This is a genomic window from Rheinheimera sp. UJ51 (assembly GCF_020819615.1).
GTDB classification, from domain to species: domain Bacteria; phylum Pseudomonadota; class Gammaproteobacteria; order Enterobacterales; family Alteromonadaceae; genus Alishewanella; species Alishewanella maricola.
The window spans coordinates 74653-94824 of the sequence record NZ_JAJHOG010000003.1 but is presented as its reverse complement, the minus strand read 5'-3'; the positions used below and the strand labels follow the sequence as shown (position 1 = coordinate 94824).

Here is a 20172-nt window from a genome sequence, read left to right as displayed (position 1 = left end):
GGCTTGACAAGCCTGAGCCATGCACCGACTATAGCGCTGCAACCTCGTTATCCTCATTAATCCAATAAGACTAAGAGATTTTATGAAAAAGTCATTACTTGTACTGGCACTGGCCAGCGGTTTCGCTATGGCAGATGAAGGCATGTGGATGCCGCAACAGCTGCCTAATATTGCCACTGAATTAAAAGCAGCTGGCCTTGAATTAGATCCAGCCAACTTAACAAAATTAACCGAATTCCCAATGGGCGCTATCGTCAGTTTAGGTGGTTGTTCAGCGTCTTTCGTTTCGCCACAGGGGTTAGTGGCCACTAACCATCACTGTATTTACAATAGCATCGCGCACAACTCTACTGCAGAGAATGACTTACTCAGAAATGGCTTTTTAGCCAAGACTTTAGCCGAAGAAGTGCCGGCCGCCCCGGGTAGCCGTATCTATGTCACTAAGGCGGTTGATAACGTCACTAACAAAGTGATTGATGCCAGCACCGCCAAATTATCCGGCAAAAAGCGTGTAGACGCGATTGAAGCCAATCAAAAAGCCATCGTTGCTGAATGTGAGCAAGATGCCGGTCATCGCTGTTCTGTAGCGGCTTATTACGGCAGCTTAGAATATTATTTAATCAAGCAATTAGAAATTAAAGATGTGCGTTTAGTGCACGCCCCTGCCGAAGGTGTCGGTAAATTTGGTGGCGACACCGATAATTGGATGTGGCCACGCCATACCGGTGATTACGGTTTTCTGCGAGCTTATGTTAGCCCTGAAGGGAAATCAGCTGATTTCCATGCGGACAACGTGCCTTACACCCCAGATTTTCACTTGAAATTAGCGAAAGAAGGCTTAAAAGAAGGCGATTTTGTGATGGCATTAGGCTATCCGGGGCGCACTAACCGCCATCGCTTACCGTCTGAAGTGGCGGACACCTTTGAGTGGAGCTATCCGAACACCGTGAGCCAGTTTGCTGAAACACTGGACATTATTGGCCGCGAAACGGCCAATGACCGTGATGCGGCATTAAAATATGCCAGCCGAGTGGCAGGTTTAAATAACTACATGAAAAACCGCCAAGGCATGCTCGACAGCTATGCACAAAGCGATTTTCTAGCGCGTAAACAAGCTGAACATCAAGCATTAACCGCTTGGGTCAACAGCAGTAGCGCCAACAAAAAAGCCTATGCCAAAGATCTGGCTAATATCGAAAAACTGTTAAAAGAGCAGCAGCAACAAGGCCGCGATAGTTATTTACTGAATAATGCGAGCCCTCGCTTACTTGGCACAGCCCGCAGTTTGTACCGCTTGGCGCAAGAAAGCACTAAGCCCGATGCAGAGCGAAAAGCAGGTTTCCAGGCACGTGATTTACCGCGCTTTAAAGCCTTTATCGCTGGTATGGATCGCTCTTTTGATGTGCGTGTAGAAAAAGCGTTAGATCTGCAAAGCTTAACTAAGTATGTTGCTTTACCGAAAAAACAACGCAATGCCGACTTCGACAAAGCCATGGGCATCAAAGATAATATGGATCAAGCCGCTTTAGTAGCGCTGATTGATAGCTGGTATGCCGCTACTGTATTAACGGATGCAGCACAGCGCGCGGCCTTGCTAGAAAGCACACCCGCACAATTTGCTAATAGCAATGATCCTTTTGTTAAAGCCGCAGTAGCACTGTACAAAACTGATCGTTCAAAAGAAGCGGAGCAAGAAGAGCTAGGTGGCAAGATCCAACAAGCTTATGCCAGTTACATGCGCGCGAAAATTGCCTTTATGCAATCACAAGGTAAAGCCGTTTACCCTGATGCCAACAGCACACTGCGTGTCACTTACGGTAATGTTACCGGTCGGGCTCACGGTAATGAAGATGGTAACGCTTGGACCGCATTCACCACCCTGCGCGGTATTACTGAAAAAGCGACCGGCGAAGGTGAGTTTAATGCACCACAAAATCAACTTGATGCCATTAAAGCCAAAAACTATGGCCCTTACGCAGTTGCTAGCATTAATTCAGTTCCGGTGAACTACCTTGCCACCTTAGATATTACTGGCGGTAACTCAGGCTCGGCCGTGTTAAATGGTAAAGGTGAGTTTGTGGGGTTAGCTTTCGATGGTACGCTAGATTCTATTATCTCTGATTGGGATTTTAACCTAGCGAACACGCGCTCAATCCAAGTCGATTTACGCTTTATGTTATGGCAGATGCAAGTTGTCGATAACGCCGATAACTTGTTAAAAGAACTGGGTGTAAACTAAACCACTCCCCCAAGTCGGTTGACACTGGCTTGGGGGGTTCATCTGACACTTTATGCTTTTTCCGCCAACAACTGTACTGCTAATCTAACAAAATCAGATGACGTTAAAATACCAAGTAGTTTATTGTCGCCAGAGACCACTGGCAAACAACCATGCCGATTACTGACAAAAAATGAAGCCACATCAGTTAAGCTTTGCTCGGGTGTGACGGTGGCAAAATCGGTTAACATTAATGTCGCCACACCTAACTGTTGTTCTTTATGATCCAGCGCCGCCGCACCGTATTTCGCCAGAAGATTAATCACTGCACCAATCAACACTTTTTGCGTTAACATGCCAATTAAGAAGCCCTCGTTATCAATTACCGGAATATGCCGGATATTTTTTACCCGCATCAACTCATGGGCGTCTTTCAAGGTGGCGCTGCGTTGCAGTGATAGCGGATCTGGGGTCATTAAATCAGTGACAGTTTGCATACTCATCGGTTACTCCTTATTTGCAGTAGCACAGCGCAACAGGATGCACTGTGCTTGCCCTACCCTTTAGTTATAACGAATAAAAGCCGTTACTGCTTCGGTACAGATCAACTTTTTATGATTTTAAGGGTTTAAAAACCCAACTTAGCTCGCTGCAGCAGATTTACTGCTTAAGGTGCTGCCTAACGAAGCACTGATCACTAATAAAATAGCGAGCCATTGCGTTAAGCTGAGTAATTCGGCTAAAAACAAGAAACCCGCTAAAGCCGCAATAGCCGGTTCTAAGCTCATCAAAACACTAAAGGTTTGCGCGGGTAGTTTTTTTAATGCCACCATTTCTAAACTATAGGGTATGGCACTGGATAACGCTGCAACGCCAATCGCTAATGGGATCACCTGCCAACTGAGTAAACTCTGCCCAGCAGAAAAGAGGCCCAGCGGCAACAAAAAGCTCGCGGCCACCGCCATCCCTAAGGCAACCGTTACCCCCCCTGAGGCTAAGCTGCCAGCACGTTGCCCAAATAAGATATAACCCGCCCAACAAGCCCCCGCACCCAGCGCCAGCGCAACACCGACGGGATCTAAGGCATCGACCGAGCGCATATCGGGTAACAGCAATACTATCCCCGCGATGGTCAGTGCAACCCACAGTAGATCACTGCGTTTTCTTGAAGAAAATAACGCCACAGCCAGTGGGCCGGTGAACTCTAACGCCACACCTATACCCAGTGGAATGCGCGCTATGGCTAAATAGAATAATAAGTTCATGCCACCCAAACAGACGCCATAGATAAAAACAGCTCGCCAATTACGACCGACGGGTAAATGTCGCCAAGGTCGAAACACTAACCACAACATTAAAGCAGAAAAACCGATACGCAGACCGGTGGTACCGGTAGGGCCAATTAAAGGAAATAATTGCTTGGCTAAAGACGCACCGGATTGGATCGTCAACATCGCCATCACCACACTGGCAATCGCTAAGAAAAAAGTTTTGTTAAACGGCACATTGTTCTCCGAATGCGCAATGGAATAGGTATGGTATGCGAAGCCAATCGCCCTGATGGCCTGTTTTACACATTATTTGCACTGAAACTAGGCAACTGCTTTCATTTCAAGCACAAATTTTAGCAGTTTTAGCGGCCTGAGCCGGATGTAATTTTCAAACTTTATTCATTTCAGCATCTTACACTCGCAAATTGTGACGCTTCGCACTGGCATACAACCTGCAGCAATAGTGTTTCGACCTTACGCCTGAGTGAACAACCTAGGCCTGCAACCATGAGGTGAATTATGGAAAATCTATCCCGTCGCAGTCATCCTCTTCGCGATTTATTGGATAAAGAATTACAACAGCGCACTTTCCCGCCGTTAACGGCCCCCTGTCGACTGTGTCATTTTATGCTGACCTTAGCCCCCGCGTCACGCGCCTTAGAGTTTCAATGTATGCAGCAATTGGCTGCACAGCAAGGCAGCCAATTAACCGAAGCGGCACAAGATCTTACCTTATCACTTTATGGCCAATGGCTGCGCTGGGAGCGGCATGGTGAGTTTTCCAGTTATACATTTATTCGTGCTGACGCCGAAAAGCCATGGTTTGATGATCCTTTAGATTTTTTGCCCTCACGTGACTGGTTTGATCACATCCCAGGGCAAATTTTTCGTATTGTGCAACTGACCATCATTGATGCTAAACAGCCCTTAGCGGCACAACAAGTGGCGCGCTTGTTCAATGCCGAGAATTGTATAAACAGCTTATTAGCTGCAGGCAAAGCCAAAATATGGACAGATTTTCAAAAACATGCTGAAGGTGCCGGCCGCATGCTGCTGCTGGATCAAGGGCTCTCTGCCGCGGCATTAGGCCGTTTAGTGCAGCAATTATTTGATTTAGGAAATTATCGAAAATTATCGCTACTCGGTTGGCCGGTCTCACGGCAAAGTTTGCAGCAACTCAATAGCTTAGAGCAAAATTTAGCTTCACTGACTCAACGTATTGAACAAGAACGCGATAATGATGAACAGTTACTGGATCAGATCAGCCAGCTCGCGGCAGGTACAGAGCGCTTAATTGCCGAAAACAGTTCTCGATTAGAAGCCACCGCCGCTTATTATCAATTAACCTTAGATCGACTAAAAGCCTTAGATGAAACCAGTATTGACGATAAGCTATCGCTACAGGATTTTACCGAACGACGTTTAACCCCGGCTTATCGAACCAGCGCATCGGTGCAACTGCGGCAAAATAGCTTGTCAAACCGCTTAGGCCGTTCAACTGAGCTACTACGCACCCGGATGAGTTTAAAATTAGCCCAGCAAAATCAGCAATTGCTGCTTTCGATGGAACAAAAAGCAAAACTGCAACTAAAGCTGCAACAAATGGTTGAAGGCTTGTCATTAGTGGCGATTAGCTATTATGCGGTGCAATTAGCCGATAAGTTATTGCGCTCATTAAGCTATTGGCTACCAGAATTACCGATAGCGCTCTGGCAAAGCATTAGCGTTCCCGTTATCATTTTAATGGTCGCGGTAGTATTAAAATGGTTAGCCCACCGCGTTAAACGCCAAACCTGACAGCAAGGATCTCCGGTAATGCAAAGCGTGCGATGGGCCACATTAGGCGTAAGTAGTTTTTGTTTAATCTTTAGCGCCCTGCTCGCGGCAACAGACCGTATCACCGAGCCGAAAACGACGATTAAACTATCGCCTAATAGTGCGCCTTTACCGCAACCGACTGCCAGCAGCGCTAATACGCCCAAGGTATTAGTTTATAAAACCGTGCTGCCCGATGGCAGCGCACGATTTTCAGATCAACGCCCTGTTGGCCAAGCTTTTGAATTATTGCGCTTTGATTGCTTTGCTTGTGCCCCTAACTCCAGTATAGACTGGCAAAAAACACCGTTATTTAAACAACGTTTTGCCCGGTTAATTAATCAAGCGGCGGCCGAGCATCAACTAGAAAGTGCACTGATCCGGGCGGTGATCCATGCCGAGTCGGCATTTAACCCCAATGCGATTTCTGCAAAAGGGGCCATGGGGCTCATGCAACTGATGCCCGCCACGATGCAGCAATTTCAGGTCTTAAATGGCCATGAGCCCGAACAAAACATTCGTGCTGGCAGTCAATATTTAGGGCAGCTGTTAAAAGACTATCAGGGCGATCTGACCTTAGCGTTAGCCGCGTATAACGCGGGGCCAGGCAACGTAAAACGTTATAATGGCATTCCACCTTTCGCAGAAACTCAGGCGTATATTGAGCGGGTGCAGATTTTACGCCGCCGTTACGCCGCAGATTAAATTTGGCGTACAGCATAAAAGTCATGTTAAGCCAAAGATTCTTAGCTTTTAGGTTTGGCTAACAAAGCGGCTTTCATTATATCCTTCCACGATAACAACCCCAGCAGATGCTGTTGATTGTCGGTAACTAAAATACAACTGATATTATGTTCAACTAACATAGTAGCGATAACTCGAATGCTGGTATCCAGCGGCACGGTGATCACCGGCGACACCATCACTTGATGCACCTTACGCGTACGCATAAACAAGCCTAGCGTTGTTTCGCTAGCCGAGTCGATAAGCGGGCTGACCTCTTTAAAATAATCTTTTACTGAGACAATACCCACCACTTTATCGCTGCTATCGACAACCGGCACATGCTGAAAATGCGACTGATTAAATACGTTACGCAGCGAAGCTAAACTGGCATCACCTTGGGTGGTAACCAGTTTGCTGCGAGGGGTCATGATCGAACTTAAACCCATAATGTGTTGGCGCCTATTCTTTATCCATGCTGTCTAGGGTGACTCCGGATAAGAAACCCGACCCTTTCACTTCATTGTTACGCAGTTTAATCATTAAACGTAAGTCATTCGGAGAATCGGCATGGTGTATCGCATCGGTATAGCTGATCACTTCGGCCTTGTACAAGTCATACAGGGCTTGGTCAAAGGTTTGCATGCCTAACTCGCGTGACTTCGCCATCACCGTTTTAATCTCAGCAATTTGTCCTTTACTGATTAAATCGGCAATAAACGGAGAATTGAGTAACACTTCGATGGCGGCAACACGCCCCTGACCGTCGGAGGTAGGAATTAATTGCTGCGCCACAATACCGCGTAAGTTCAATGATAAGTCAAATAACAGCTTACTGTGCATCTCCTTTGGTACGAGGTGCATAATACGGTCAATCGCTTGGTTGGCATTGTTCGCGTGCAAAGTGGCAATACATAAGTGCCCGGTTTCGGCGAAAGACAGTGCAAACTCCATGGTGTCTTGTGAGCGAATTTCACCAATCAAAATCACATCAGGAGCTTGGCGTAATGAGCTTTTTAATGCTGAGTCAAAGGTTTCAGTATCCAAGCCGACTTCACGCTGGGTAATCATACTGCGGCCATGCTCGTGCACAAACTCGATGGGATCTTCAATAGTCAGAATATGCCCTTTCGAGTTTTTGTTTCGATAACCAATTAACGCCGCCAAAGACGTCGACTTACCGGTACCGGTTCCCCCCACAAACAGCACTAAGCCGCGTTTGGACATGACGATTTCTTTTAAAATCGGTGGTAAACCCAGATCGTCAACATTAGGAATGGTGGTCACGATACGCCGCATCACCATACCGGCTTTGTCACGCTGCCAAAAGGCGGAAACACGGAAACGCCCCGCATCATTGGCAATCGCAAAGTTACATTCTTTGGTGGTATTGAACTCGTGCTGCTGTTTCTCACTCATCGCCGACAACACTAAATTTAACGAATCGACTTCTGATAAGCGTTGATCATCAATCGGCTGTAATTCGCCGTTAATTTTTGCCGCCACCGGCATACCTGCGGTAATAAATAAATCCGAGGCTTTTAACTCAACCATTTTTTTCTGATAATCAACCAGCTGCATATAAAACCTCGACTACATTCTGCTAAAGGTATTTTTATCTTGCGCCTTAGCTGCCGCATCTTTTTGCGTCACTAAACCACGGTTTACCAAGTTAATCAGACATTGATCCATCGTTTGCATACCATGTGCCGCCCCGGTTTGAATGACGGAATACATCTGAGCAATTTTATCTTCGCGGATCAAGTTTCGGATAGCCGGTAAACCGACCATAATTTCGTGCGCAGCAATACGACCACCACCGACCTTTTTCAATAAGGTTTGTGAAATAACCGCTCGCAAAGACTCCGATAACATCGAGCGCATCATGGCTTTCTCTTCGCCTGGGAACACATCGATGATCCGGTCAATGGTTTTCGGCGCGGAGGTGGTGTGCAAGGTACCAAACACCAAGTGACCGGTTTCGGCGGCGGTCATGGCTAAACGAATGGTTTCTAAGTCACGTAATTCACCCACCAGAATCACATCCGGATCTTCACGCAAGGCTGAGCGTAACGCATTACTAAAACTGTGCGTATCACGATGTACTTCACGTTGGTTGATCAAACTAAATTTATTGCTGTGCACAAATTCAATGGGATCTTCAATGGTTAAGATGTGATCAAAGCGCGTGGTGTTGATGTAATCGATCATCGCCGCCAAGGTGGTACTTTTCCCCGAACCAGTGGGCCCCGTCACTAGCACTAAACCACGTGGGTTTTCTGATATCGATTTAAAGATATCCGGTGCGCCCAGATCATCCAAGGTTAATACGTCACTGGGGATGGTTCGAAATACCGCAGCCGCACCGCGGTTTTGTACAAAGGCGTTAACCCGAAAGCGAGCAAGGTTAGGCACTTCGAACGAAAAATCCGATTCTAACCGCTCTTCGTATTCCTTACGTTGCTTATCGGTCATAATCTCATACACTAACGCATGCACTTCTTTGTGCGTTAACGGCGGAATATTGAGCTTGCGTACATCGCCATCGACACGGATTAACGGCGGTACACCCGCAGAAAGGTGTAAGTCTGAGGCTTTATGTTCAACACTAAAAGCTAATAATTCGGTAATATCCACGTTTAGGAAACTCCAATTTACTTATTTATGATGAATAACATAGCAGAACAACTTGCCCTCGCCTATCAGAAGCTAGCGAAAAATTGTGAACAATTGCCTGAATCGCGTCAGCCTGTGCAATTAATCGCCGTGAGTAAAACGCAACCTGATACAGCCGTACTGGCCGCCTACGAAGCGGGTCAACGCCTGTTTGGAGAGAATTATCCACAAGAACTGGCCACCAAGGCTGAAGCGCTGGCACATTTACCAGACTTGCAATGGCATTTCATCGGCCCCATTCAGTCTAATAAGACGCGGATTATTGCGCAGTATGCCAGCTGGGTGCATAGCATCGATCGTTTGAAAATTGCGCAGCGCCTTAGCGAGCAACGGCCCGCTGATGCCGCCGATTTACAGGTGTTATTGCAAATCAATATCAGCGATGAGGCCAGTAAATCTGGTATTGCGGCCACAGAGATGCTGGCACTGGCGGCCGATGTGAATGCGTTACCTCGCATCACTTTACGAGGTTTAATGGCTATTCCAGCACCTGGCGATGAGCACAAAGTTAAAGCCGACTTTGCGGCGATGCAGGCGTTATCCAAGCAGCTACAAGCGCTTTATCCGGCGGCGACTGAATTATCCATGGGTATGTCGAATGACTGGCCACTGGCTCTACCATACGGTGCAACTATGATAAGATTAGGCACCGCAATTTTTGGCGCAAGGAATTATGAAAAACATGAATGACAATCGGGTGGCGTTTATAGGCGCTGGCAATATGGCGCGCTGTGTTATCGCCGCCATGGTTAAAGCTGGCTATCCAGCAGAGAATATTATGGCGGCTAATCGTAGCCAACCAAAATTAACCGAGCTGGCAAAAGATTACGGTATTGCCACCACCTTAGATAATGCGGCCGCGGCCGACTGGGCAGACGTTATCGTGCTGGCAGTAAAACCGCAAATGATGCAAGACGTTTGCAGCGCCCTGCTTGAGCAAGCTCCGCAGTGTCAGGACAAAATGTTCGTAACGTTGGCCGCCGGTTTACCGGTAGCACATTATGAAAATTGGTTAGGCAACATTAAGTTAGTTCGCGCTATGCCTAATACACCCTCGTTAGTCGCACTCGGTGTTACCGGCTTGTTCCCAAGCCGTTGTTCAAACTATGAAAAAGCCTTTGTTGATCATATGTTTCAAGGCACCGGCATGACAGTATGGTTAAATGAAGAACACGAAATTAATCATATTATTGCCGTAACCGGCAGCTCACCGGCTTACTTTTTTTACTTTATGCAATCGATGCAACAAAAAGCCGAACAATTGGGGTTTAGTGCCGAACAAGCAAAAGCCATGGTGGCACAAACCGCCTTGGGGGCCGCAACAATGGCGCTACAAAGTGATTTAAGTTTTGCACAACTGCGCGCCCAAGTAACGTCGAAAGGCGGTACTACGCACGAAGCGGTCAGCACCTTTGCGAATGAAGGTTTAGAAGAGATGGTGGCAAAAGCCATGCAAGCGGCTATAGATCGGGCCGAAGCCATGGCCAAAAGTATTTAAGTTAGCGGAGAAGCTCAAATGGAAGCAATACAGTTTTTAGTGCATACCGCTTTTACACTCGCCATTATGCTGATGTTAATTCGCTTTTGGTTACAGTTGGTTAGAGCCGATTTTTACAATCCGTTTAGCCAGTTTGTGGTAAAAGCCACCAACCCCGTTGTACTGCCTCTGCGCCGGGTGATCCCCAGTATGGGTAAACTCGACACCGCCACCTTATTAATCGCTTATTTACTCGCAACAACCAAGTTTATTGTGTTGCAGTTATTATTTTCTGTGTCGTTACAAATTGGGCCAAGCTTTATTTTAGGTGGCTTGCTGTTAATGAAAGAGATCCTCAGCTTAATTTTCTGGATCTTATTAATTCGCGCCATTATGAGCTGGGTCAGCCAAGGCCGTAACCCGATGGAACAAGTGTTTCAACAATTAACCGAGCCGATGCTCTCGCCGATCCGTCGCATCTTACCGCCGATGGGCGGCTTAGATTTATCGGTGTTGATCGCCCTAGTCGCGCTAAAATTTATTGAGTTGCTGTTCGCGGGCTGGTTCCGCGGTTTATAAGCTCGGTACTCGAACGGTTTTTTAAGGCCGCCTAACGGCGGCGCATTTCTCACCAAAAGCGGAGTTATCAAGATGCAACAACGCACAACGCATTACTTACTGTATCTGCTTATGCTAAGCAGTTTTTTGTTTGCAGGTACATTACAAGCGGAACAAAAAAAACAGTTAGGCGATTGGGATATTCACTATATTGCTTTTAACTCGACGTTTCTGACACCAGAAGTGGCCAGAGCCGCTAATCTAAGCCGCAATAAAAACAACGCGATCATTAATATTTCGGTACTGGATACGCAAACTCAGCAAGCACAAGCCGTGATTATTAGCGGCATAGCCCGAAATTTATTAGGGCAACAGCGCAGTTTAACCTTTCGTGAAATTAAAGACGGTGCAGCCATTTATTATATCGCTGTCATGCCGTTTCGTAATGAAGAGCAGTTTCGTTTTAGCCTCGACATTCGCCAAGGTAATACCCGTCAGCAACTGAATTTCGAACAAAAACTTTATACAGAATAAGGCTTAGGCATGAACAAAGTGGTATTGGCGACCGGAAATAAAGGCAAGGTGGCAGAGTTAGCCGCAATGCTCGCCCCTTTTTCGTTAGACGTGGTCACGCAAAGTAGCTTGGGCGTGAGCGATGCTGACGAAACCGGTTTAACCTTTATTGAAAACGCCATTTTAAAAGCCCGGCATGCTGCCGCCATTACCGGCCTACCGGCCATCGCCGATGACTCCGGCTTAGCCGTCGCGGCCTTAGCCGGCGCACCGGGTATATACTCGGCGCGTTATGCCGGTCAGGGGGCGAGCGATCAGCAAAACTGTGAGAAATTACTCAGCGCTTTAGTTGATGTCCCGCCAGCGCAACGTCAAGCAACCTTTCATTGTGTGTTGGTGTATTTAAGCCATGCAGCCGATCCAACGCCACTGGTCTGTCACGGTCAGTGGCAAGGTGAAATTGCCTTAGCTGCTCGCGGTGAAGGTGGCTTTGGTTATGATCCCATTTTTTATCTGGCCGACTTAAATAAAACCGCAGCAGAGCTGAGCGCTGAGCAAAAAAAGCAGCGGAGTCATCGAGCGCAGGCCTTACAGCAACTGGTAAAACTAATGTCATTAGCGCAAAGCAATAAGGCGGCATCTTGAGTTTGCAATTACCGCCTTTAGCACTGTATATCCATATTCCTTGGTGTATTCAAAAATGTCCCTACTGCGACTTTAATTCGCATGCAGTAAAACAAGGCATTCCTGAACAAGAATATATTGCGCATTTACTCAATGACTTAGATGAAGATCTACACCTAGTTCGGCAACGCCCTTTGCACAGTATTTTTATTGGTGGTGGCACACCGAGCGTGTTTAGTGCTGACGGCATCAAGCAGATCCTCGACGGTGTGTTAAGCCGTATGCCCGCGCAACCCGAACTTGAAGTGACGATGGAAGCTAATCCTGGGACTTTTGAAGCGGAACGTTTCGCCGGTTATGTCGCGGCGGGTGTTACGCGCTTCTCGATTGGTGTACAAACGTTTCAAGCAGCGCAATTAAGCGCGCTGGGGCGTATTCATAACGCCGATGAAGCGTGTCGCGCGGCTAAGCTAGCCGCAACCTTACCGCTGAAAAGTTATAACCTGGATTTAATGCATGGCCTGCCGGGGCAAACCGTCGCTGCTGCGTTAGATGATTTAGCCCAAGCCATTGCATTACAACCACCGCATTTATCTTGGTATCAGCTGACCATTGAACCGAATACCGCTTTTGCTTCAAAACCCCCGACCTTACCTGATGACGATATCCTTTGGGATATTCAGCAACAGGGTCTGGCTTTATTAAGCGCGGCGGGTTATCAGCAATATGAAACCTCGGCCTACAGTAAAACAGGTCATCAGTGTCAACATAACTTGAATTACTGGCGCTATGGCGATTATCTTGGTATTGGTTGTGGTGCACATGGCAAGATTACCTTACCCAGCCGCAACAGTATTTTGCGTACGGTTAAAGTAAAACATCCGAAAGGCTATATGGATTTAAGCCGTAGCTATCTGGATGAGCGCCAGCAAGTGGAGCCGGAGGATCGCCCCTTCGAATTTTTTATGAATCGCTTTCGCTTGCTTGAGCCTTGTCCGATGGCCGACTTTACGGCCTTTACTGGCTTACCCTTAAGCTATATCACGCAGCCAATCACCACCGCCATTAACAAAGGTTTGCTGCGCGAAATTCCGGGTCATTGGCAAATCACGCCTTTAGGGGCACGTTACCTAAACGATTTACTGACCCTATTTATTTAGATGCGACAAGATAAAGGAAGCACAATGCAGAAAAAACCTAAATATACTCTGGCCTTATTGCCACTGCTGTTATCTGCCGCCTTAGTTAGCGGTTGCGGCCCAAAACCCGCTGAGACGAATGTCAGCGAGCCCGCTTCGCAACAGCAGCAAGTGGATGTGAATGAGCGCGCCAATCAACTCTTTGAACGCATTTTTAATGAACGTGTGCAGCGTAGCCCAATTTTACAAACCAGCTTGGGCATCAAAGATGATTATGATAAGTGGCAAGATCTGAGCGACAGTGCCTTCGCCGCAGATTTAGCGCAAACGCGTCAACATCTTTTATTGTTAGCCACCATCGACCCGGCTGAATTAGATGCACAAACCCGCCTGAGTTATCAGTTAATGCAGCAGCAATTACAAGATATGCTGACCGATGCAGAGTGGCGTTTATACAGCTACCCGGTTAATCAGATGTATGGCGTGCACTCACAAGTGCCTTCGGTATTAATTAACCAGCATAAAATCAGTGATATCAGCGATGCAAAAGCCTATATCGCTCGGTTAAATGCCGTACCCAAATTATTCGAGCAGTTAAAAGAGCAATTAAAACAGCGCGCTGATGTGGGCATTATTGTGCCAAAGTTTGTTTTTCCGCATTTAAAAAGCGCTAGCGAAAACTTGTTACAAGGCGCCCCTTTTACTGAGGAAGGTGATAGCACCCTTCTAAGCGACTTTACCAGCAAGGTCACCGCGTTAAATTTGCCAGCTGCAGAACAAAAACTGCTGTTAGATGAAGCGAAGGTCGCGCTTTTAACCAGCGTTGGCCCGGCTTATCAGCAGTTAATCAGTTATCTTGGCGAGCTAGAAAAATTAGCCGGTACCGATGATGGGGTGTGGCGTTTTGAAAAAGGCGCGGCGTTTTATCAAAATCGTTTAAACCGTATGACCACCACCGATATGGATGCCGCCACCATCCATCAGTTAGGCTTAGATGATGTCGCTCGCATTCATAAAGAAATGCAGGCCATCATGCAGCAAGTCGGTTTTGCGGGTAACTTAGCCGAGTTTTTTGTGTTTATGCGCGAAGCGCCGCAATTCTATTACCCTGAAACCGCAGAGGGGAAAGCCGCTTATTTAGCCGAAGCCACCGCGCTTATCGATAATATGCGCACCCGGCTAGATGAGCTGTTTATCGTGCAGCCGAAAGCGCCGATGATTGTCAAAGCGGTTGAGCCGTTTCGCGAAGCCAGTGCCGGTAAAGCCTTTTATCAGCGGCCATCAATGGACGGCTCGCGCCCAGGTATCTATTACGCCAACTTGTATCAAATGAGCAGTATGCCCATTTATCAGATGGAAGCGCTGGCCTATCACGAGGGCATTCCGGGGCACCATATGCAATTGGCGATAGCGCAAGAGCTGGAAGGTATTCCTAAATTTCGCCGTTTTGGTGGCTTCACTGCCTATATTGAAGGTTGGGGTCTATACTCTGAACTGGTGCCAAAAGAAATTGGGCTCTATCAAGATCCCTATTCAGATTTTGGCCGCTTAGCGATGGAGTTATGGCGCGCAGCGCGGTTAGTGGTTGATACCGGTATTCATGCTAAAGGCTGGACACGCGAACAAGCCATCCAGTATTTGATGGATAACACACCGAACCCCGAAAACGATGCGATCAAAGCTATCGAACGTTATATTGTGATGCCAGGTCAAGCCACCGCTTATAAAGTCGGCATGATGAAACTGCTAGAATTACGCCAGCACGCGAAAGAGCAATTGGGCGAGCAGTTTGATATTCGTGAGTTCCATCAAGTGGTTCTGGCTAATGGTGCCGTGCCGTTGGATGTGCTTGAGCAATTAGTTAACGACTATATCCGCGAGCGCAGCACGTCAAACGCCAGTTAAGGCCAACCCTCTGGACCCCACTGCCCAACACGTCTTGCCGTGTTGGGCAGGATTAAAAACAAAAAACCAATAAGGTCCTGCATGATTACATTATATTTTTTTGATCACGAATCGGCTACTTGGCAACAACGAAAGTTAAAAGCTTTATCTGATGGCTTTCAATTTACCAGCCCGATCTGGATCGATTTATCTGAGGCGAGTATTGAAGAAGAGCTGCATGTGATGCAGAAATTGGCGATTGCGCCAACCATGTTAGAAGATTTTACACGCCAGCGTCATCCGCCTAAGTTTGAAGCCCAAGACGACTTTTCTTTACTGATTTTACGGGGTTATGCCGATCCTGACTTTAGCGAGCTGACCGAAAGCGCACAGATCAATTTATTATTTTCTCGCGATATTCTGATCAGTAAAATTCAATGTCACGATCCTTTACTCGCCAGCCAATTACAACCGCAATTAGCAGAGAAAAAAAATGCCACCGTCAGCGATTGGGTTAAGCAAGTTATCCTTGCCGTATCGGCCAGCTACTTAGGAAAGCTGCTGATTTTTGAGGACGAATTAAGTGAGCTCGAAGATGTTATGCTGCAAAAAGGTGACGATGAACTGATGTCGACCATGATGCGCTACCGATCGGTATTACGCAAAGTCAGTCGCAACTTGGCTTACCAAAAAGATATTTTTGCCGAAGCCAGTTACGAAGAACTGCATCCAATGAGTAAAATGTTTCTTAGCACTGATGTGCGTGACTTTTATGAGAAATTTGAACGACTGCACTCCATGACCGACATGTATTATGATCAGCTAAGCGATTTAGTGGATGGTTATATGTCGACAACGTCGCATCAAATTAACGAACGCATGAAAGTGTTAACCATGGTCAGCACGATTTTTATTCCCTTAACCTTTATTGCCGGCATTTATGGGATGAATTTTGCTAATATGCCAGAATTGATGCATAAAAATGGTTATTTTATTGCCTTAATCGTGATGTTTTTTGTCGGGCTGGGTAGCCTAATCTGGTTTAAGTTCAAGAATTGGTGGTAACAAGGAGTCTGTATGGTAGAGAGCCAACATCTTGATATTGAAGAAATTGTTCGTGACAGTTTCGATGAAGACGAATTAAATCAGCTGCTGACTCGGTTAACCGAATTAGAACCGTCTGAGCTAGCGTTAGCATTAGAGTCTATGCCGCTAGAGCAGCGGTTAAACTGTTGGCTCGGCTTAGCGGCAGAAGATCAAGTCAGTGCCTTGACCCATATGCGGGTCGATGCGCGTGAAAACATTTTCAAACAACTCGATGATCAACAACTGCGCACCCTCGTTGAGGAAATGGAAGTTGATGATTTACTTGAGTTATTGGAAGAATTGCCCCCTCGCCTTTACGATTATGCCTGCTCGCGCCTAGACGCCAGTCAACGTCGTTGGCTAGAGATCGCTTTAACCTATGATGAAGATCAGTGTGGTCGTTATGCCGATCATGACTTACTGATCTTAAATAAAAACGCGCGTGTGCGTGATGCCATTCGGCTGTTTCAAAGTTTGCCTGAAGACGCTGAATACCAAGAAACCTTATTTGTGATTGACCGCACCGGCCGCTATGCCGGACAAGTCTCCGCCAGCCGCTTGCTGGGTCGCGGTAGCCATTTGCCGATTGAAAGCTTTATTGATGATGAAGCCCCGGTCGTTGATGGTCAGTTAGATTTAGACCAAGGCTCAGATATGGTCTCTCGCTCTGGGTATACCGCCCTAGCGGTCGTTTCTGCCGAGGGCAAATTACTGGGCCGCTTATCCATAGGTGAAGCATTAGAGAATGTGAGGCGCAGCCTAGAAAGCCAATTCATGCACACCGCCGGTTTAGATGAAGAAGAAGATTTATTCGCACCGGTCTTTATTAGTGCCAAACGCCGCGCGGTGTGGCTCGGCATTAATTTACTTACCGCATTTTTAGCCGCTTGGACTATCGGCTTATTTGAGGCGACATTACAAGAAGTGGTCGCCTTGGCCGTGCTGATGCCTATTGTCGCCAGTATGGGTGGCATTGCGGGCAGTCAAACGCTAACGCTGATGATCCGCGGTTTGGCGCTCGAACAAATTACTGAACAAACCTATGTTGCGCTACTGCGCAAAGAGATTGGCGTTGCCGCATTAAATGGCTTGCTTTGGTCAATCGTTATCGCGGTGATCACGTTCTTTTGGTTTGGTAGTTGGCTGATTGGCGGCATTATTGGTGTGGCGATTATTATCAATATTATTATCGCGGCTATCTGCGGTGTCTTTATTCCTCGCTGGTTAGATAAACTGGAAATTGATCCGGCCTTATCGGGTTCAGTTATTTTGACCACCGTGACCGATGTCGTCGGTTTTTTTGCATTCCTAGGGCTGGGTTCGCTATTTTTACTGGCATAATAGCCTGCCTAATTCCTGACAATCGACCGATTGTCAGTCCCCTGGTGTTTAGTGTCTGCGCCAACCTGGCGAGCAGGCAGGAGCCTTTATGAAGATAGCGATTTTGTCGCGTAACGCTGAGCTGTATTCCACCAAACGATTGGTAGAAGCCGCTACTCACGCTGGCCATGAGGTCAGAGTGCTCGACCCGTTAATGTGTTATATGAACATTAACCGCAGTAATTCCTCGATTCACTACAAAGGTGATGTGCTCGAGCGCTTTGACGCGGTGATCCCGCGCATTGGTGCTTCAATTACCTTTTATGGCACCGCAGTACTGCGCCAATTTGAGATGATGGGCGTGTACTCGCTAAATGAATCAGTCGCCATTGGCCGCGCTCGCGATAAATTACGCTCATTACAATTATTAGCACGCCAAGGTATTGGTTTACCGATCACGGGCTTTGCGGATAAGCCCGGTGATATTCCCGATTTAATTGACATGGTCGGCGGTGCGCCGCTGGTCATTAAACTGTTAGAAGGTACCCAAGGTATTGGCGTGGTGTTAGCCGAAACCCGCACCGCGGCAGAAAGCGTGATTGATGCCTTTATGGGCTTAAACGCGCATATCTTGGTACAAGAATATATTCGCGAAGCGAACGGTGCTGATATTCGCTGTTTCGTGGTGGGCGATAAAATCGTGGCCTCGATGAAACGGCAAGCTAAAGCCGGCGAGTTTCGTTCAAACTTACATCGCGGCGGCAGTGCCACTAAGATCACCCTTACGCCAGAAGAGCGTAAAACCGCCTTAGCGGCAGCGCAAACCATGGGCTTAGATGTAGCGGGTGTTGATTTACTGCGCTCTAATCATGGCCCGGTGGTCATGGAAGTCAATAGCTCACCGGGGTTAGAAGGCATCGAAACCACCACCGAAAAAGATGTGGCCGGCATGATCATTCGCTATCTAGAAAAAAAGGTTGCGAGCCATCAAAGCAAAAAACCCCCTAAAACTAAAGGCACCGGCTAATGAGTACAACTCGTCCCCCTTTTATGCTGGCCAATACCTATATCGCTGCAGGGGAACGCGCGGTAGTGGATATTCCCTTTGGTAAGCTTTATACCCACACAGAGCTGAATATCGGCGCACATGTGGTGCATGGCCGCCAAGAAGGGCCAGTGTTGTTAATCACGGCGGCCCTGCATGGTGATGAAATAAACGGGGTCGAGATCTGTCGACGTTTGCTTAAACTGCCAAGGTTAAGTCGGCTCAAAGGCACCTTAATCGTCGTGCCTATCGTCAACACCTATGGCTTTGTGCAGCAATCACGTTACCTGCCCGATCGGCGCGATCTTAATCGCAGTTTCCCCGGCAGCGAAAAAGGCTCGCTGGGTAGCCGCATGGCATTCCAATTTACCAATCAAGTGTTGTCAAAGTGCAGCCATGCCATCGATTTGCACACGGGGGCCATCCATCGGGCAAACCTGCCACAAGTTCGCGCCAGCGCCAAAGATAAAATGGCGCTGCGCATGGCAGAGAGCTTTAACGCACCGATTATCGTCAAAGCCGCTACACGTGATGGCACCATGCGCGGCACGGCAAATAATATGGGCATTCCCATTTTGTTATATGAAGCGGGTGAAGCACTGCGCTTCGACGAGCAATCGATTAAAATCGGCGTGCGTGGCATTGTTAACGTGATGCAAGATCTCGGTATGCTGAGTCGCTTAAAAAGAGGCAAAAAAACAGACTCACTGTTTACTAAAAAAAGTAGCTGGGTGAGAGCTGAGCACGATGGTATCGCCCGCTATTATGTCAGCCTGGGGCAAACGGTACAGCAAGGTGATTTACTGGCTCATATTTACTCACCCTACTCTGATTTTGAAGTGGCTATTCACGCCACCTTAGCGGGAGTGGTGATTGGCCGCAATAACTTACCGCTAGTCAATGAAGGTGAGGCGTTGTTTCATATTGCCGAAGTCAGCTCATTGGAAGAAGCGGAAAAGACGCTGGATGCGATCAGTGATGAAGTCGATAACTCGATGCCGGTATCGCTGCAAGATGAGTATGGCGTGGTATAAGCGCCGTTACAGCGCCTGAGGTAAATAGTCCGTCTAAGTCGCCCACGGCTATTCGGGCTTTTCAACCACCACATCAAACTGCGCAAGGCTGGCAATACGCTTTTGCAGTTTTGATTCAATATGGTCAAGCTCGCGCATGCGTTGGCAAAACAGGGCTGATTTCGCTTCAAGCTCGACCATTTTTTCGTCCATACCCAAGGTGATCTTTTCCATCAATTGATTCACAGACTGCCAATCTTGAGTTTCGGCTCGCTCAAAGTTGTTATCTGATTGACGTAACGCATCGCGTAATGCGCCCCACACAGCACCGACAGTGCGCCGCGCTAAGCTGGTTAACTGCGGTTTGAGTTCTCGATTAAGAAAGTTGTCTAACTCGTTCAAGCTTTGCGGCGCCAGATAAAAGTGGTCGCCACTGCGCACAAAACGCGATAAAAATTGAAAGGTTGTTTCCCGGATCAGCGCGCGCCACTCGTCTTGCTGCGATTGACTACCCACGCCAGCTAACATGGCTTCGATACTGGATAACCCCACTTCAACACCATCGACGGCTAAGCTGACAATCTCAGGCACGAACTTACGTAAACCTTCGGCATATTGCTGCAGTAAGCGCTGCTCTTCTTCACTGAGTGTTTGCAACTCACCGCGCACAAACAATTGCTGATCATGATTGATTTGCACGTGCGTACGATTATTTTGCATCATACGAATATGCTCAGGCGAGATTAATACGCCATAACGAAATGCCATATTACAATTGGCTGCAGCCGGAAAACAAAATAATAACAGCAA

Annotated in this window: 20 protein-coding genes; 14 read left to right on the top strand and 6 right to left on the bottom strand. The window is 47.4% G+C overall.

The annotated features are described in order from the left end of the window. Positions 1-82: 82 nt before the first annotated feature. On the top strand, positions 83-2239 hold the full coding sequence (locus LMJ53_RS04480) for a S46 family peptidase (protein ID WP_229584990.1): 2157 nt from the start codon (positions 83-85) through the stop codon (positions 2237-2239). A 50-nt stretch (positions 2240-2289) separates the two neighbouring features. Here the strand turns inward: LMJ53_RS04480 and LMJ53_RS04475 are convergent, their stop codons facing one another. Further along, positions 2290-2721: an HPP family protein gene (locus LMJ53_RS04475; protein WP_229584989.1), complete on the bottom strand. Its 432-nt coding sequence runs from the start codon at positions 2719-2721 to the stop codon at positions 2290-2292. Between the two features lie 138 nt (positions 2722-2859). Beyond that, complete coding sequence (locus LMJ53_RS04470; protein ID WP_229584988.1) at positions 2860-3723, bottom strand: EamA family transporter; 864 nt, start codon at positions 3721-3723, stop codon at positions 2860-2862. Positions 3724-4008: 285 nt separating this feature from the next. Here LMJ53_RS04470 and LMJ53_RS04465 point away from each other — a divergent pair, with 285 nt between their 5' ends. Further along, positions 4009-5286, top strand: a complete 1278-nt coding sequence (locus tag LMJ53_RS04465; RefSeq protein WP_229584987.1) for a DUF3422 domain-containing protein — start codon at positions 4009-4011, stop codon at positions 5284-5286. Between the two features lie 18 nt (positions 5287-5304). After that, a complete protein-coding gene (locus tag LMJ53_RS04460) occupies positions 5305-6009 on the top strand; it encodes a lytic transglycosylase domain-containing protein (RefSeq protein WP_229584986.1) in 705 nt (234 codons plus the stop codon). A gap of 41 nt (positions 6010-6050) precedes the next feature. Here LMJ53_RS04460 and LMJ53_RS04455 read toward each other — a convergent pair whose 3' ends face one another. The 3 genes from LMJ53_RS04455 to LMJ53_RS04445 are packed head-to-tail and all read right to left on the bottom strand — an operon-like array spanning position 6051 to position 8664. Continuing rightward, on the bottom strand, positions 6051-6476 hold the full coding sequence (locus LMJ53_RS04455; RefSeq protein ID WP_229584985.1) for an HPP family protein: 426 nt from the start codon (positions 6474-6476) through the stop codon (positions 6051-6053). 13 nt (positions 6477-6489) lie between these two features. Then, on the bottom strand, positions 6490-7608 hold the full coding sequence (locus LMJ53_RS04450; protein ID WP_229584984.1) for a PilT/PilU family type 4a pilus ATPase: 1119 nt from the start codon (positions 7606-7608) through the stop codon (positions 6490-6492). A gap of 12 nt (positions 7609-7620) precedes the next feature. Further along, positions 7621-8664, bottom strand: coding sequence for a type IV pilus twitching motility protein PilT (locus tag LMJ53_RS04445; RefSeq protein WP_229584983.1), 1044 nt, complete (start codon positions 8662-8664; stop codon positions 7621-7623). A gap of 27 nt (positions 8665-8691) precedes the next feature. Here LMJ53_RS04445 and LMJ53_RS04440 point away from each other — a divergent pair, with 27 nt between their 5' ends. From LMJ53_RS04440 to LMJ53_RS04390, 11 genes are all read left to right on the top strand, one after another. Beyond that, entirely contained in the window at positions 8692-9393 is a 702-nt protein-coding gene (locus tag LMJ53_RS04440; RefSeq protein WP_229584982.1) for a YggS family pyridoxal phosphate-dependent enzyme, read from the top strand. After that, positions 9377-10201: a pyrroline-5-carboxylate reductase gene (gene proC / locus LMJ53_RS04435; RefSeq protein WP_229584981.1), complete on the top strand. Its 825-nt coding sequence runs from the start codon at positions 9377-9379 to the stop codon at positions 10199-10201. Before LMJ53_RS04440 ends, proC begins: the two co-directional genes overlap by 17 nt. Positions 10202-10219: 18 nt before the next feature. After that, positions 10220-10759 carry a YggT family protein gene (locus tag LMJ53_RS04430; RefSeq protein WP_229584980.1) on the top strand — a complete coding sequence of 180 codons (540 nt, stop codon included), beginning with the start codon at positions 10220-10222 and terminating at the stop codon, positions 10757-10759. A gap of 72 nt (positions 10760-10831) precedes the next feature. After that, complete coding sequence (locus tag LMJ53_RS04425) at positions 10832-11272, top strand: DUF4426 domain-containing protein (RefSeq protein WP_226749860.1); 441 nt, start codon at positions 10832-10834, stop codon at positions 11270-11272. A gap of 9 nt (positions 11273-11281) precedes the next feature. Next, on the top strand, positions 11282-11896 hold the full coding sequence (rdgB, locus tag LMJ53_RS04420) for an RdgB/HAM1 family non-canonical purine NTP pyrophosphatase (RefSeq protein WP_229584979.1): 615 nt from the start codon (positions 11282-11284) through the stop codon (positions 11894-11896). Beyond that, positions 11893-13035 carry a radical SAM family heme chaperone HemW gene (gene hemW, locus LMJ53_RS04415; protein ID WP_229584978.1) on the top strand — a complete coding sequence of 381 codons (1143 nt, stop codon included), beginning with the start codon at positions 11893-11895 and terminating at the stop codon, positions 13033-13035. The genes rdgB and hemW overlap by 4 nt, the downstream gene beginning before the upstream one ends. Positions 13036-13059: 24 nt before the next feature. Further along, a complete protein-coding gene (locus LMJ53_RS04410) occupies positions 13060-14919 on the top strand; it encodes a DUF885 domain-containing protein (RefSeq protein ID WP_229584977.1) in 1860 nt (619 codons plus the stop codon). Between the two features lie 81 nt (positions 14920-15000). Beyond that, positions 15001-15963, top strand: a complete 963-nt coding sequence (locus tag LMJ53_RS04405) for a magnesium transporter CorA family protein (RefSeq protein ID WP_229584976.1) — start codon at positions 15001-15003, stop codon at positions 15961-15963. A gap of 12 nt (positions 15964-15975) precedes the next feature. After that, positions 15976-17325, top strand: coding sequence for a magnesium transporter (mgtE, locus tag LMJ53_RS04400; RefSeq protein WP_226749855.1), 1350 nt, complete (start codon positions 15976-15978; stop codon positions 17323-17325). Between the two features lie 88 nt (positions 17326-17413). Further along, positions 17414-18331 carry a 30S ribosomal protein S6--L-glutamate ligase gene (gene rimK, locus LMJ53_RS04395; RefSeq protein ID WP_229584975.1) on the top strand — a complete coding sequence of 306 codons (918 nt, stop codon included), beginning with the start codon at positions 17414-17416 and terminating at the stop codon, positions 18329-18331. Then, positions 18331-19383 (top strand): succinylglutamate desuccinylase/aspartoacylase family protein, encoded by a 1053-nt coding sequence (locus LMJ53_RS04390; protein ID WP_229584974.1) that lies wholly within the window; start codon positions 18331-18333, stop codon positions 19381-19383. The genes rimK and LMJ53_RS04390 overlap by 1 nt, the downstream gene beginning before the upstream one ends. A gap of 48 nt (positions 19384-19431) precedes the next feature. On the opposite strand, the gene LMJ53_RS04385 is transcribed toward LMJ53_RS04390, so the two are convergent. Continuing rightward, the gene (locus LMJ53_RS04385) at positions 19432-20130 is read right to left on the bottom strand and encodes a DUF2884 family protein (protein WP_226749852.1); all 699 of its coding nucleotides are present in this window, start codon (positions 20128-20130) and stop codon (positions 19432-19434) included. Positions 20131-20172: the final 42 nt, after the last annotated feature.